The following is a 13,807-nucleotide window of genomic DNA, read 5'->3' on the forward strand; positions in this document are numbered from 1 at the left end:
GGTGAACTCCCGCTCGAACATCACCTCGGCCACTGCTTGGGGCTGGGAGGTTCCATCCGCTCTCTGCACCCACTATGGTTCGTAATTGAGTCAGTCAACTCACTAACAAGGTGGGGCAGAATTATGATCGTTGTCACGGCCGCCGCGCCGGTCGGCGACGTCGCGCGGCCGACCGTCGGCCCGGACGACATCGCCGAGGTCGCGGCCGCGGCGCTGCGGGAAGGCGGGCACGCGGGGCGTACGTACCCGCTCGCCCCGCGCGAGCGTGCCGCGGCCTCCCGCTGATGGGACCGCGTGGAGCCCTCACCACGAGCCCGACCGGCTCGGTGGGGTCCTTCCTGGCCGAGCCCCGCGTGGCCACGCTGACGACCCTGCGGCCCGACGGGTCCCCGCACGTGGTGGCGGTGCGCTTCACCTGGGACGGCGAACGGGAAATGGCCCGCGTGCTGACCGTCGCCGCCTCGCGCAAGGCCCGCAACCTGGTACGGGGCGGCCGCGCCGCGCTCTGCCAGGTCGACGGGTTCCGCTGGGTCACCCTTGAGGGCACCGCGACGGTGTCCGACGATCCGCGCCGGGTGGCCGAGGCTGCCCGCCGCTACCTCCGACGTTACGGTTCACCGCCGCCCGCGCCGCCCGGCCGGGTCGTGATCGAGATCGCGGTGGACCGCATCATGACACTCAACACCTGAACGGATCCGACATGCCTTTTCAGAACGTGCTCGACTCCACCATGCACTACCGGGAGCTCGGCGCCGGCGCGCCGATCGTCTTCCTGCACGGCAACCCGACCTCCTCCTACCTGTGGCGCAACGTCATGCCCGCCATCGGGCACGGCCGTCTCCTGGCTCCCGACCTGATCGGCATGGGCGAGTCGGGCAAGCCCGCCATCGAGTACACCTTCGCCGACCACGCCCGCTACCTGGAGGCCTGGTTCGACGCGCTCGACCTCGACGACGTGGTGCTGGTCGGCCACGACTGGGGCGGCGCGCTGGCCTTCGACTGGGCCTCCCGCCACGCGGACCGGGTTCGCGGGATCGCCTTCACCGAAGCCATCGTCAAGCCGATGAGCTGGGACGAGCTCCCCGAGGACGGCCGCGACCTGTTCCGGGCGATCAAGACCGAGGGCGTGGGCGAGTCCATGATCCTCGACGATGACGCCTTCCTCAGGCAGGGCCTGCCCACCACGGTCACCACCCCGCTCACCGAGGAGGACATGGCCGCGTACACGCAGCCGTACCCGACCAGGGAGAGCCGCCTGCCGCAGCTGCGCTGGGCGCGCTCGTTGCCGCTGGGCGGGGAGCCGGCCGACGTCGTGGCCAGGATCGAGGCGTTCGACCGGTGGCTGGCGACCAGCGTCGAGGTGCCGAAGCTCATGATCGGCTTCCGTCCCGGCATCGGCACGATGTGGACCTCGGAGACCATCGCCTGGTGCGCGAAGAACGTGGCCGCGTTGGAGATCGTGGAGCACGAGGAGGTCGCCGGGCATCACACGCCGGAGGACCAGCCCCTGGCCATCGCGGCGGACATCGAGAGCTGGCTGGCCAAACTGGCGGGCTAGCCCGAACTGCCGGCGTTCGGTTGCGGTGGTGCCCTCCGCCGATTGCGTCACCCTCGGTCGGCCCGCCCGGGCGCGGACGGCTGATGGGGCCGTCGCGTCCCGCCGGTACGCGAGGGCAGCAGCACGACGATGAGTACGGCCCCGAGCGCCACGCAGACCGCGCCCGCCGTGAGCCCACCTGAGTAGCCCATGACGGCCAGCGCGGCCACCCCGACGGCGCCACCGACCTGCTGGACCGAGGTGAACAGGGCCGAGCCGAGACCGGCGTCCTCCTCGGTGGTGCCGTCGACCGCGGTCACGGCCATGACGGGCAGGCTCAGCCCGTTGCCCACACTCAGGATGAGCATGCCGGGCAGGACATGGGCGGCATAGGAGTCGCCCGCCGCCACGCCGGACAGCAGCAGCAAACCGGCGATGTTGATGAGGAAGGCGAGCAGGAGCGCCCAGCGCGTCCCGATCCTGAGGGAGATGCGGGAGGACAGCCACATGCCCGCCAGGATGCCGCCGCCGTAGGGCAGATAGGCGATGCCGGCCAGGAGCGGGCTGTATCCCAGAGCGGTCTGAACCTGGATCATCAGCAGGAACGACATCGCGTACATCGCCATCGAGAACAGCAGGGTCGCGCCGTTGGCGACCGCCCGCGTCCGTGAGGCCAGGAACGATCTGGGCACCAACGGCGCCGCCGCCCGCGATTCGGCCACCAGGAACACCACCGCCAAGGCGGCGGAGAGCCCGACGGCGCCGATGACGAGCGGATCGCTCCAACCGGTCTCTCCGGTCCGCAGCAGCCCGTACACCAGCGACACCGCGGCCCCCGTGACCAGGACCGCGCCGGGAACGTCGAGGCTGCGCCGCCCGGGGGCGCGGGACTCGGGGACCAGGCGGGGCAGCGACGCCAGGGCCACGGCGACAACGGGAAGGTTGATCAGAAAGATCCAGCGCCAGGACACCAGGTCGGTCAGCGCCCCGGACAGCACCAGGCCCGAGGTCCCGCCGAGGGCCGCGATGCCGCCCCAGACACCCAGCGCCCTGGCCCGCTCCTCCGGCCCCGGATACAGCAACGTGATCATCGACATCGCCGCAGGACTGGCCATCGCAGAACCCGCTCCCTGCACGAACCGCCCGACCACGAGCTGCCACGGCTCCTGCGCCAGCCCGCACGCCAGACTGGCCACCCCGAACAGCGCCACCCCGATCAGGAAGACGCGGCGGCGGCCCAGCAGATCCGCCATCCGGCCGCACAGCAGCAGCAAACCGCCGAAGGTCAGGAAGTAGGCGTTGACGACCCAGGGCAATCCGGACGCGCTGAAGCCCAGCTCATCGCGGATGCTGGGCAGGGCCACGCTCACGACGGTGTCATCGAGAACAAGCATGAACTGGACAAGACACAACACAATCATCGGCACCCGACGACGCTATGATCCGCCGCATTTGGCCACAATTCGCGATGGGGCCAGACTATGTCGCATGGAGGACATGGCTGGCGCGATCATCGTCGGGCACTTCCCGCTGACCTCGGGAGAGTGGATCCCCCCGCACAATCACACCCACCACCAGCTCGCCTGGACCCGGCGCGGCGTCCTGAGCGTCGAAGTGGGCGAGGTGTACTGGGTCCTGCCGCCCACCCGGGCGCTGTGGCTGCCCGCGGGTGTCACCCACGCGACCGGCGCGACCCGCGACGCCGTACTGTGCAGCCTCTATCTGGCGCCGGAGCGCTGCCCGCTGGACTGGCCCGAGCCCACCGCGGTCGGCGTGGACGGCCTGCTGGCCGAGCTGATCGGGTACCTGGCCCGCACCGACCTCGCCGACGACGCGCGGTTGCGCGCCGAGGCCGTGCTGCCCGACCTGCTGCGCCCGCTGCCCACCCGCCCCATCGACGTGCCGCAGCCCACCGACGAGCGGGTTCAGGTGGTGGCGGCCGCCCTGCTGGCCGACCCCGCCGACCCGCGCAGCCTGGAGGCGCACGCCCGCGCGGCGGGCGTGAGCAGGCGGACGTTGACACGGCTGTTCGTGCGCGACGTGGGCATGAGCTTCGACCATTGGCGTACGCAGGTACGGTTGCGCGCCGCCCTGCCGCTGCTGGCCGAGGGCCAGCCGGTGTCGCGGGTGGCGCACAGCGTGGGGTACGCCACGGCGAGCGCGTTCCTGGCGGCCTTCCGCCGTACGGTCGGCACCACGCCCCGGCGCTACCTGCTCAGCCGTTGAAGCCAAGTCTGGATCAGGCCGGGCGGCGGCTGCGATAGGCGGCGGTCTTGGCGCGAGCCGTACACGCGGCGCTGCAGTAACGACGCGACCCATTACGGGTCAGATCGATGTAGACCGCCTCGCACTGGTGCGCCTGGCACACCCCGAAGCGATCCGGGCCGAAGCCGTCCACGATGAGGGCCAGCGCTGTGGCGAACTCACCGCCCAGTCCCTCCACCTGGGTGCCGTCCGAGCCGTGGAAGTGCAGGTGGAACGGCTGGCCGACATCCTCGACCAGGTACGGCTGCGCACCGTACCTGCGGATCATGGCGTTGATGCGGGCGGCCTGCTCGGCCGGCTGCTCGGCCAGGAGCGCTTGCCGCAACTCGGTGGCCAGCTCGGCCAGGTGCCGCCCCGCGTCCGGAACGGCGCGCAGGGCCTCACTCGTACTGTCGCCGAGATGGGTGGCGAACGTCGTCGCGAGGTCGTCGCCCGCCAGTGGCCGCACCGAGGCGCCGCCCCGCCGGTATGCCGTGGCCAGGTTGACCAACTCGGCGATCAGCGGCGCCTGCCGAGTTACGTTACAGGCTATCTCCACTTGACCAGTAACATCCTTCCGTGTGTCATAGGCGTAATCCAGTTAGATGGTAACGGAGTCCGCCATGTTCGCACCTTATCGCCGCCTGTTCGCCCTGCCGGGTGTATCGCACCTGCTCGTCGCCGGGCTCATCGTCAAGCTGGGCACGCCCGTGCTCAGCCTCGCCCTGCTGCTGGCCGCCGTCGACCGGCTCGGCTCCTACGCCACCGCCGGCCTCGTGCTCACCGGCCACGCACTGGCCCTGGCCCTGTGCGCGCCCATCGGCGGGCGCATCGCCGACCGGTACGGCCCCCGCCGCGCGCTGACCGGCTACCTGGCCACCCACGCCCTCGCCTACGCTCTCCTCCTGCTCGCCCCGCCCGCCTTGATGATCGGCGCCGCCGTACTGCTCGGCGCCACCACCCCGCCCGCCGGATCCGTCATCAGAACCGCCTGGCCACGCCTCGTCCCCGCCACCTCCCTGCCCGCCGCCTACGCGGTCGACAACGCGGTCAACGAGCTGAGCTTCATCGCCGGCCCCGTGCTCGTGCCGGTCCTGACCTGGGCCGTCCCCGCCCAGGGCGTGGTGACCGCCGCCGGCGCCGCCGTCCTGCTCGGCACCGCGCTGCTGCTGGCCTCCCCTGCGATACGACAGACCGCTTCCACCCCGCCGGGCAGGCTCCATTTGGCCGGGCCGCTCACCCACCGGCCGGTTCTCGTGCTGCTGACCATCGCCGCCTTGGGCACGTTCACCTTCGGCTGCCTGCGCATCGCCACGGTCGCCTCGGCCACCGTCTTCGGCTCCGCTTCCGCCGCCGGCGTACTGATGGGCCTGCTGTCGGCCGGCGCCCTCCTGGGCACCCTCGGGTACGGCGCGCGTGCCTGGCCCGTCACCAGCGGGCGCCTGCTGGTCCTGCTCTCGCTCGCCGAGGCGGCCGTCCTGCTCACCGGAGGCTGGGCACCCGGCTTCATGACACTCGCCGTACTGATCACTCTTGTCGGGCTGGTGACCGGGCCACGCGACGCGGTCGTGCCGACCCTGCTCGCCGAACACGCCCCCGCCCGCTACCGCACCGAAGTCTTCGCCTGGCTCAACACCTTCACCTGGGCCGGGTACGGCCTGGGGACCGCCGTCGCCGGCCAGCTCACCGCCCCCCACGACACCGGCGCGGCCGCCTTCGGCGCCGCCGCGATCGCAGCCATGGCAGGTGCCATCCTGGCCGCCGTCGCCAGTCGGATCGCCTCGCCCCTGCCGGCACCCGCCAGTGAATCTGATCACGTGGCCGATAACTGATCGTCGGCAGGCTGGGCCCCGATCAGCGATGCCACAGATAATGGAGTGATCCGCGGCAGCACTATGCCCTCGTCCGCCACCTCAGGGCGTGCGTAGCGAATCCTGACCAGCGCCGACGGCGCGGATAGGTGCCGCCCGGCGCCGTCCGGGTGCTACTGAGGTTCGTGCGCGACGCTGCAGCGTCACAGAGTGGACACGGGAGCCGTGGGGTTGTGGGGCTGTCGCCGTGGTCAGCGCTGTGCCAGCAGGCGTGATGCCGCCTCTCGTGCGAGGCCGGCAGCGGTCGGGTCGCCGAGGCCGACGCGGACGCAGGCGGCTCCGTCAGCGAGCGTGAGCACGGTGGCCGCGACTGTGTCAGGGGCCGTCTCTCCCGCCGCGGCGGCGAGTTCGGCGAGGTAACGGAGGATTTCGCGCTTGTGGTCGCGGATCGCGAGACGCACGGGGTGATCGGCGTCGGGGTATTCGGCGGCGACGTTCATGAGGTCGCTGCCGCGGTAGGAGGGTTCGGCGAACTCCTCGCCCAGCAGATCGAAGATCGCAAGGAGTCGGTCCTGCGGCGTCTTCGCGGCGGTTGCGAGAGTGCGCAGGCGCGAGCACCACTCGTCGTTGCGCTGACGCAGGACAGCGGCGACGAGCTCGTCCTTGGACCGAAAGTGCTGGTAGAGGGTCGATTTCGCCACCTCGGCGGCGCGCCAGATCTCGTTGATGCCCACCGCGCGTACGCCACAGCGAGTGAACAGATCGGCCGCAGCCGCGACGATCTTGGCGCGGGTGGTCTCAGGGGTGGTCATCGGCACCTCCGGTGTGGAGCGGGGAATGGGGACGGCTGCGCCGCTGTTCGCATCGAACAGACTAGTCGGTTCGATTAGGAGGTTCCATGCTCACCCTCGACCTTTTCAGCGATCTGATCTGCCCCTGGTGCTACATCGGCGGACGCCGGCTGCACCGCGCCGTCGGCATCGTCGAAGAGCGCACCGGCCGGCGCTTCCACGTTCGCCACCACGCTTTCGAGCTGAACCCGGAGATGCCGCCGGAGGGGATGGACCGGCGCCGCTACCGAAGCGAGAAGTTCGGCAGCTGGGAGCGTTCCCTGCAGCTCGACGCCGGCACGGTGCCGGCGGGCCGGGGCGAGGGCATCGTCTTCGACTACGAGGCGATGACCAGGACGCCGAACACCCGGGCCGGGCACCGGCTGATCGCCCTGGCGGAACGCGAGGCGGGGCGCGGTGCCGCGATGGCCGACCGCCTGCTCGCGGCCTACTTCTCCGAGGGCCAGGACATCGGCGACCCGACCGTACTCTCCCGGCTCGGCGCGGAGATGGGGCTCGGCGCTGATGTGGCCGCGCGACTGGCGGACCCGGCGCTGGAGGCGACCGTGCGAGAGGAGGAGCAGCTCGCCGAACACATGGGTCTTCGGGGCGTACCGCTGCTGATCGTGGGAGACCAGGCGATCACCGGCGCGGCCGAGACCGAGGCGCTCGCCGAGGTCCTCGAACGCCACGCCACCCGGCCGCCCGGCTGCGAGGAAGGGGTGTGCTCGCTGTGACCGGAGTGGCGGACATCAAGACAGTGGGCATAGTCGGCGGTTCGCTGGGCGGCCTGTTCCAGGCGGTCGCGTTGACCGAACTGGGGCTGGACGTGACGGTCTGGGAGCGATCGGCGGGCCGCCCCGACGACCGCGGCGCGGGGATCGTGCTGCAGCCGGGCGTCGCCTGGTTCCTGAGCATGTTCTGCGGCGTCGATCCCGACCGGATCAGCGTCCCCGTCACACACCGGCAGTTCTTCACCCGGGACGGGCACAGCCACCACACGCTCATGCGGCAGCGGATGATCTCCTGGGGCGCGATCTACACGTCCCTGCGGGACCGCCTGGACGTCGCGCGCTACCACGACGGGCAGCACGTGACCGCCCTCACGTCCCGGCCCGATGGCGTCGCCGTCGAGGTCGGCGGGGCCGTCCACTCCGTCGACCTGGCAATCATCGCGGACGGCTCGGCGTCCCGGCATCGCGGACTTGTCGCGCCGGACGGCGTTCCGCGGTACGCCGGGTATGTCGCCTACCGCGGCGTGATCGACGAAGCCGAGCTCCCCGAGGAGCTGAGCACGAGCTTGCGTGACCGCTTCAGCTTCTACGACGGGGACCAGACTCAGTTTCTGTGCTACTTCATCCCCGGTGACTTCGGCTCGACCCGGCGCCGGATGAACTGGGTGTGGTACGTACAGGCCGATGCGGCCGGGCTCGACCGCATCACCACCGACCGGGACGGCGTCGCCCACGGACCGTCCCTGCCTCCGGGGCTGATCGCACCGCAGGTGCACGCCGAACTACTGGCCCGCGCACGGAGGTCGCTGCCCCAGCCCCTGCGCCGGCTCGTTGAGCACACCTGCGAGCCGTTCGCGCAGGCGATCCTCGACGGGCGGGTCAGCAGGATGCGCAAGGACCGGATGCTGCTCACCGGGGATGCGGCGTTCGTGGTCCGGCCGCACACGGCGGCCAGCGCGGAGAAGGCGGCCGCAGACGCCATCGCCCTCTTCACCGCCCTGGGGCAGTTCCCATCCGTGGACGCCGCCCTGCTGGCGTGGGAGAAGGACCGGCTCGCCGAAGGAGCCGCCCTCTACCGGCACGGCGTAAGCCTCGGGCACCGGCTGGGCCTCAGCGCTCCCGCGGCGATGCCCGACCGAATCAGCTGACACAGCGTTCCCGGACAGGCCGTACAGGGCGAGCACAGGGTGCCGCCGGACTCCGCCGCCCTCCTCCGGCCGGCCTCGCCCGGGTCAGGACACTGGCGGAGACCCTAAACCCGCGCACCGCCTGACCAGACACTCGGCCATCTGGCTCGGCTTGGAGCCGCGCGTGCTGTCGCCAGGCGCCCGCTTGGTGAACACGGCGCCGCAGGACATAGGCCAAAGCCCGCCCTGTGCGCGGCAGCAGTGTCGTCAGACTCGGTCCTGCGCCAGGCCGTCCCGTCATCGTGATGAGGCGATAACTGGCTTCAGATACGAGGCCGAAGGGTGCGCCGGACGGCGACACCGCCCAATGCGAGAGCGGGGATGAGCAGGATTCCCGCTTCGGTCCATTGGAACCGCCAGAACCTGTCCGCGGGGTGAAATTCGGCCACCTGTCGATAGCCATGGCTGAACAAGCACCTGGCGTACTTCTTGGTCGTCTCGTCTGTCCCGCAAGGACCGGCGGCCGCGAGCGTTACCTCCTGAGAGGTGAACTTCGCGCCGCTCCTGTCGATCCAGTAGCCGTTCACATGGAAAGAGTTCTCCGGGGCGGGGTCGTCCATGACCTTGGCCTGCACGGCTCGTTCCGGCGTCGCGTAGAAGGACGGCGCCCTGAGGAGTCCGAAGAATGCCAACGCGCACACCGCCAGGGTCACCGCCATCGCCGGCAGAGTCCGCCGGAACAGCGTGCCGGCGGCCATGCCGAGCACGAACGCGGCCAGCCACCACGCCGCCGGCACGATACCGACGAGACGGAACCATCTCAAGTCGAAGCGGTCGACGTCGAAGGGCGGAACGTCGAAGGCTGCCAGCCACGGACCCACGACGCCGGCCAGCACCAGCCCGCCGAGCGCGACCGCGGCACCGAGCCCGACGATCTTGGCCGCCAACCAGCGGCGGCGCGTCACCGACTGGGTCCAGGTCAGCTGGTGCGTGCCCTGCTCGAACTCCCGGGCCAGGAGCGGAGCGCCCCAGAAAGCGCCGATCATCGCCGGGGCCAGCAGCGGAAGCCAACCGAGGAATTCACCCACCAGCCGTATGCGCTCGTTCATCTCCACGAGGTAAGCGCTGCACGCGGGTGTGTCCGCCACGCAGTCGGCCGCCGGAGCGTTCTGGGCGGCGAAGTTGGCCGCGCCCAGACCGTTGATGAGCAGAACAGCGCCGAGGACGGCCAGCAGCGCCGTGGTGACGAGCACCTGCATGCGGTGCTGCCGCCAGGTAAGCCACAACACTTCCAGGTCTCCTTAGCGGTCAGAAATGGTCAAGGTCGGACGAGGCAGTGAGGTGGTGTCGGGGCGGCGCAGGTAGGCCAGCACCAGCTCCTCCAGGCTCACGCCGGACTCTCTCCATCGCGGGTCGTGCAACGGCGTTCCCGAGCCGGTGCGAGCCAGCAGGTCGGCCTGCCGTTCGCTGCGGCTGTCGCTGATCACCGGCACCCGGGCTGCCATCCCGTCGGCGAGCTCGGCCGGACCGGACAGCATCCGGTGAGTGGCGAGCAGCTCGTCGACCTCGCCACTGATCTGGACCTGGCCACGGTTGAGCACCACCAGCCAGTCGCAGGCGTTGGTCAGGTCGGACACCACGTGGGAGGACAGCACGACGGTCATCTGCGTCTCGGCCACCGCCGCCATCAGGGAGCGCATGACGTCGTGCCGGGCCACCGGGTCGAGGTTGGCCAGCGGCTCGTCCATGACCAGCAGCTCCGGCCGCTTGGCCACGGCGATGGTCAGCGCGACCTGCGCCTGCTGACCTCCGGAAAGCTTGCCGACCTTGCGGCTCAGCGGGATGTCCAGTTCCGCCAGCCGCTGCCGGGCCAGGGCGTCGTCCCACCCCGGATTGAGATGGTGTCCGAAGCGGAGCATCTCAGCGACGGTGAAGCCGTCGTAGAGGGGTTTGTCCTGGGCCAGGAACGCCACCCGCGCGAGGGCCTCCGCCCGCTGGCCGACCGGCTCGCCGAAGACGCGCACGCTGCCCCGGGTGGGGGCGATCAACCCGGCGACCAGGTGCAGGAACGTGGACTTGCCCGCGCCGTTCGGTCCGACGAGCGCGATGACCCGGCCGGCGGGGACGGACAGCGTGCACTCGCGCAACGCCCACGTGCCCCGATACCGCTTGGCGAGCCTCACGGCCTCCAGAGCCGTCGGGCTCTGTGCGGGGGCGGTGAGCTCACCGGATCCGCCACCGAACATCCCCACTGTCCAATCCGCCGTCATGCGATCCCCTCCTGGGGGAAGTCAGCGAGCACCGAGGCGAACAGCGCCTCCATATCCCCTTGGTCGAGCCCCGCTTCACGGCAGCCGCGCACCCATTGGGCGAGGTCGCGGCGGAACCGGGTGTGATCGGCCGTGGATCCGCCGCCCAGGGACCGCTGCACAAACGTGCCCAACCCGGGCCGGCCGACGACGAGGCCCTCGTTTTCCAGTTCGCGGTAGGCCTTGGCCACCGTGTTCGGATTGATCGCGAGGTCGCTGACGACCTCTTTGATCGTCGGCAGCCGATCGCCCGGCATGAGCGCACCGAGCCGCAAGGCGTGTTTGACCTGATGCACCAGTTGCAGATAGGTCGCCACACCAGAGCTTGGATCGAGGCGAAACTTGATCACCGCAATACCCTTTTCCTATTGAATTAGTAAAAGGGTATTAGCGCCCCACGATCTTCGTCAACTCGGCCTCCTGGCCTCTCGCGCGGGTCGTCGTCGCCTCTTCCCGAGAGCCCCAGGTTCGGCCCGCACTGCCAGCCGCAAAGCAGCTCTGCGTGACAGCGGCGACAGACTGCGGTTCGCAGAAACGAAGAGCAGCGCCCGTGCCCGCGCTGCCTGGTCGAGCCCGGCTCGCCGTGTCGGTCGCGCTCCGGCACCGTCGCCGGGGCCTACCGCGCCGGGCGGTTCACCAAAGTCCCTCGGCCGGCGAAGCCGCTGCGCGTGCCGACCCCCGACCGACCGCGGGCCGGGGCGGCTGTGGTGGCCAGGCACCCTGCCGCCGACGCCGATCCTCGCTGACACCCCGGCCACGGACATCCGCGTCGCCTACGCCCGCTGCTCCCGCCTCACCCAGGAACTTCAGTCCCAGCTGGACGCGCTGACCGCACACGGCATCCCGTACGAGAAGATCTTCGCCGAGAAGGTATCCACCCCGCGTGCGGGTTCGCCCGAAGTTCGAAGCCGCCCTGGAGGCCTGCCGCGCGATCAAGGCGCACGCCCCGCACAGTCGAGTCATCCTCACCGTGTACGAGATGAAGCGGCCGGGCCGGGACCCGGCTGAGTTGACCGCGCCGGCCGGCCACCTCACCGCGCACGGCATCGCCCTGGAGATGCTCGCCGGGCCGCTGACCGGGAGCTACGACCCCTCCGGCACAGGGCGGGTGCTGTTCGCATTCTTCGCCGCAATGGCCGAAGGCGAGCATCTACCGGGCACCGGCCGCGCACAACAAGCGGCAGGCGTATCCCAAGGCCATGGAGCAGGCCCATGCCGACTTCGCCATGTTCCAAGCGAGCACCTGATCGGCACGGCCAACCGGCCGCATCATCGCTGGCGCCGGCGATACCCGCCCGATTCTCGGCGGCAACTACGGCTACCCCCTTGGGGCCAGCTTCGGGGGTCCTGGGCCGTCTAGGACGAGCGAAGTTCCGCGGCCACCGCCCGTTCCCGCAGCTGCGCCGCCTCCGCCCGTGCCGCCTCCAACTCGGCCCGCAGATCCTCGAGCCGCATCCGCTCCAGCCTCAGCTCCGCCAGCAACCCGTCGCGCTCCTTCGCCGCGGCATCGGCCCGGGACTTCTCCCGGGAGGCCAGCTTCCGCTCTCGGGTCAGCGACGCGGAAGCCTCCGCCACCTTCCCCTCCAGCCGCTCCACCTCGGCCGCCGCCTGCGAGGCGTCCTTGAGCGCCCCCGCCCGGTCCCGCTCGGCCTCTTTGAGTGCCAAGGCCCGATCGCGTTCGGCTTCCTTAAGTGTCATGGCCCGGTCCCGTTCGGCTTCCTTGAGTGCCACGGCCCGATCCCGCTCGGCCTCCGCCGCCGCCCGTTCGGCCGTGACGGCCCGCTCCACCGTCCGGTCCCGCTCCTGTGCCGCCGCCTCCGCGCGGGTCTGCGCCTCGATCAGCTTCCGTTCGGCCTGTTCACGCTCCCGCACCGCCGCCGCCGTCTCGTCTCGGGCCCGGTCGCGTTCCTCCCGTGCCCGCTTGGCCTCCTCTTGAGCCTGTACGACCTGCGCCCGCGCCTCGGCGGTGCGCTGCTCAGCCTGCTCCATGACTTCAGCCGTACGCCGCTCGGCCAGCTCCGCCCGCTCGGCCAGCTCATGAACGACCTGGTCCCTGGCCTGCTCCGTCAACTCGCCCCGATGCAGCGCCTCCTCGGCCCGCCGCTCGGCCGTCTTCGCGCGCTGCTTCGCCTCCTCGGCCGTCTGCAGCGCCTGTCGTTCGGTGCTCGCAGCCTCCCGCAACGCGGCCAGCGCCTGCTCCCGCGCCCGTTCGGCATCCCCCAGTGCCGTCTCGCGCTCGGCCTGCGCCTCTTCGAGTCGTACCCGCATCTCGGCCGTCTGCCTGCGGGCGTGTTCGGCGGCCTCGCGCGCCAGCCGTACCTGCTCGAACGCCTGCTCCCGCTCCGTACGGGCGATCGCCACGCGCGTGTGCGCCTCGGCCTGCATCGCGCTCAGCTTCGCCTCGACCCCCGCCGGACTCAGCTCCGCAGCCAGTGCCCGCGCCAGCGGCTCGATGGCGGCGGTCAGCCCGCTCTCCATCCGGTCGTACAACTGCTCGGCCCTGGCCAGCGCCCCCTCCAGCCCCGGCGTGGCCCGCCGCAACTCCCGCTCCCGCTTGGCCGCCGCCTGGCAGTCCTTCTCAGGGCAGTACGCCTTGGGCCGCCCCCTCCCCCGCCGCTGCTCAATCGGCGACCCACAGTGCTTACAAGGCGTTACCACACTGGCATCCGGAGTCACGGCGGCAGCCTACCATTTTTGATTTTCCAGAAAATAAAATCCAGAAAACATGACCTGTTGTGCCGCGCCCGCGCCCACACGACTTTCGACGGGAGCGTGCCGACTCGAAGTGATACGCAGGACCTGCAGTTCCGGGGGTTGAGGAACTGCCGGACAGCCGTCGTCGATGAGAGCGATCTTGCTGGGGCGCCAACGAGCAGAAGCGGGGTGTGGGTGGCAAAGCTGCTGGTCAGGGTCGCGCAAGTGCTGCATAGCCGGTGGATCGGTCGACTTTGAGGGTGCGGGCGGCTTCGGTGACCGAGATGCCGACGTCGACCAGGCGGCGCGGCGCGGCCAGTCCGGCGGGGCCGATGGCGCGTGGCCGGCCGGTCTTCTTGCCGGGCAGCGTGGCGCTGTTGGCTCGCGACGCTTGCCGGGCAGCGTGGTGCTGCTGGTTTCGCGGTGCTTGCCGGGCAGCGTGGCGCTGTTGGCTTCGCGACGCTTGGTGGGCAGTACGGCGCCAGTGGTTTCACGACGCTTGCCGGGCAGCGTGGCGCTGC

General features: G+C 70.7%; 15 protein-coding genes and 1 pseudogene. 8 read left to right on the plus strand and 8 right to left on the minus strand.

Annotated features, from left to right (window positions below; genetic code table 11):
- Positions 1-123: 123 nt before the first annotated feature.
- The 3 genes from ABZX61_RS20435 to ABZX61_RS20445 are packed head-to-tail and all read left to right on the plus strand — an operon-like array spanning position 124 to position 1,558.
- Positions 124-285, plus strand: coding sequence for a hypothetical protein (locus ABZX61_RS20435; RefSeq protein WP_355196584.1), 162 nt, complete (start codon positions 124-126; stop codon positions 283-285).
- Positions 285-689: a TIGR03618 family F420-dependent PPOX class oxidoreductase gene (locus ABZX61_RS20440; protein WP_355196586.1), complete on the plus strand. Its 405-nt coding sequence runs from the start codon at positions 285-287 to the stop codon at positions 687-689. The genes ABZX61_RS20435 and ABZX61_RS20440 overlap by 1 nt, the downstream gene beginning before the upstream one ends.
- 11 nt (positions 690-700) lie before the next feature.
- Positions 701-1,558, plus strand: a complete 858-nt coding sequence (locus tag ABZX61_RS20445; protein WP_355196588.1) for a haloalkane dehalogenase — start codon at positions 701-703, stop codon at positions 1,556-1,558.
- A gap of 47 nt (positions 1,559-1,605) precedes the next feature.
- On the opposite strand, the gene ABZX61_RS20450 is transcribed toward ABZX61_RS20445, so the two are convergent.
- Entirely contained in the window at positions 1,606-2,958 is a 1,353-nt protein-coding gene (locus ABZX61_RS20450) for an MFS transporter (RefSeq protein ID WP_355197071.1), read from the minus strand.
- Positions 2,959-3,025: 67 nt separating this feature from the next.
- Between ABZX61_RS20450 and ABZX61_RS20455 the strand changes: the two genes are divergently transcribed.
- On the plus strand, positions 3,026-3,763 hold the full coding sequence (locus ABZX61_RS20455; protein WP_355196590.1) for a helix-turn-helix transcriptional regulator: 738 nt from the start codon (positions 3,026-3,028) through the stop codon (positions 3,761-3,763).
- A 13-nt stretch (positions 3,764-3,776) separates the two neighbouring features.
- Here the strand turns inward: ABZX61_RS20455 and ABZX61_RS20460 are convergent, their stop codons facing one another.
- Complete coding sequence (locus ABZX61_RS20460) at positions 3,777-4,340, minus strand: CGNR zinc finger domain-containing protein (protein WP_355196592.1); 564 nt, start codon at positions 4,338-4,340, stop codon at positions 3,777-3,779.
- A 64-nt stretch (positions 4,341-4,404) separates the two neighbouring features.
- Between ABZX61_RS20460 and ABZX61_RS20465 the strand changes: the two genes are divergently transcribed.
- On the plus strand, positions 4,405-5,613 hold the full coding sequence (locus ABZX61_RS20465; protein ID WP_355196594.1) for an MFS transporter: 1,209 nt from the start codon (positions 4,405-4,407) through the stop codon (positions 5,611-5,613).
- 230 nt (positions 5,614-5,843) lie between these two features.
- On the opposite strand, the gene ABZX61_RS20470 is transcribed toward ABZX61_RS20465, so the two are convergent.
- Positions 5,844-6,404, minus strand: a complete 561-nt coding sequence (locus ABZX61_RS20470; RefSeq protein ID WP_355196596.1) for a TetR/AcrR family transcriptional regulator — start codon at positions 6,402-6,404, stop codon at positions 5,844-5,846.
- 86 nt (positions 6,405-6,490) lie between these two features.
- Here ABZX61_RS20470 and ABZX61_RS20475 point away from each other — a divergent pair, with 86 nt between their 5' ends.
- Both ABZX61_RS20475 and ABZX61_RS20480 read left to right on the plus strand, forming a co-directional pair.
- Positions 6,491-7,159, plus strand: coding sequence for a DsbA family oxidoreductase (locus tag ABZX61_RS20475; RefSeq protein ID WP_355196598.1), 669 nt, complete (start codon positions 6,491-6,493; stop codon positions 7,157-7,159).
- On the plus strand, positions 7,147-8,304 hold the full coding sequence (locus tag ABZX61_RS20480; protein WP_355196600.1) for a hypothetical protein: 1,158 nt from the start codon (positions 7,147-7,149) through the stop codon (positions 8,302-8,304). Before ABZX61_RS20475 ends, ABZX61_RS20480 begins: the two co-directional genes overlap by 13 nt.
- A 302-nt stretch (positions 8,305-8,606) precedes the next feature.
- On the opposite strand, the gene ABZX61_RS20485 is transcribed toward ABZX61_RS20480, so the two are convergent.
- The 3 genes from ABZX61_RS20485 to ABZX61_RS20495 are packed head-to-tail and all read right to left on the minus strand — an operon-like array spanning position 8,607 to position 10,942.
- A complete protein-coding gene (locus tag ABZX61_RS20485) occupies positions 8,607-9,542 on the minus strand; it encodes an ABC transporter permease subunit (protein ID WP_355196602.1) in 936 nt (311 codons plus the stop codon).
- 42 nt (positions 9,543-9,584) lie between these two features.
- Positions 9,585-10,553, minus strand: coding sequence for an ABC transporter ATP-binding protein (locus ABZX61_RS20490; protein WP_355196604.1), 969 nt, complete (start codon positions 10,551-10,553; stop codon positions 9,585-9,587).
- Entirely contained in the window at positions 10,550-10,942 is a 393-nt protein-coding gene (locus tag ABZX61_RS20495; protein ID WP_350730686.1) for a GntR family transcriptional regulator, read from the minus strand. Before ABZX61_RS20495 ends, ABZX61_RS20490 begins: the two co-directional genes overlap by 4 nt.
- A 533-nt stretch (positions 10,943-11,475) precedes the next feature.
- Here ABZX61_RS20495 and ABZX61_RS20500 point away from each other — a divergent pair.
- Positions 11,476-11,952 (plus strand): recombinase family protein, encoded by a 477-nt coding sequence (locus tag ABZX61_RS20500; RefSeq protein WP_355196606.1) that lies wholly within the window; start codon positions 11,476-11,478, stop codon positions 11,950-11,952.
- Here ABZX61_RS20500 and ABZX61_RS20505 read toward each other — a convergent pair.
- Together ABZX61_RS20505 and ABZX61_RS20510 are read right to left on the minus strand one after the other, a co-directional pair.
- Positions 11,949-13,133, minus strand: a complete 1,185-nt coding sequence (locus tag ABZX61_RS20505; protein WP_355196608.1) for a hypothetical protein — start codon at positions 13,131-13,133, stop codon at positions 11,949-11,951. The two genes, ABZX61_RS20500 and ABZX61_RS20505, sit on opposite strands and share 4 nt — an antisense overlap.
- 144 nt (positions 13,134-13,277) lie before the next feature.
- Positions 13,278-13,807: pseudogene (locus tag ABZX61_RS20510) on the minus strand (hypothetical protein); the annotation flags it as partial.

Origin of the sequence: Nonomuraea sp. NPDC003709, assembly GCF_040610775.1 — a bacterium.
GTDB classification, from domain to species: domain Bacteria; phylum Actinomycetota; class Actinomycetes; order Streptosporangiales; family Streptosporangiaceae; genus Nonomuraea; species Nonomuraea angiospora_A.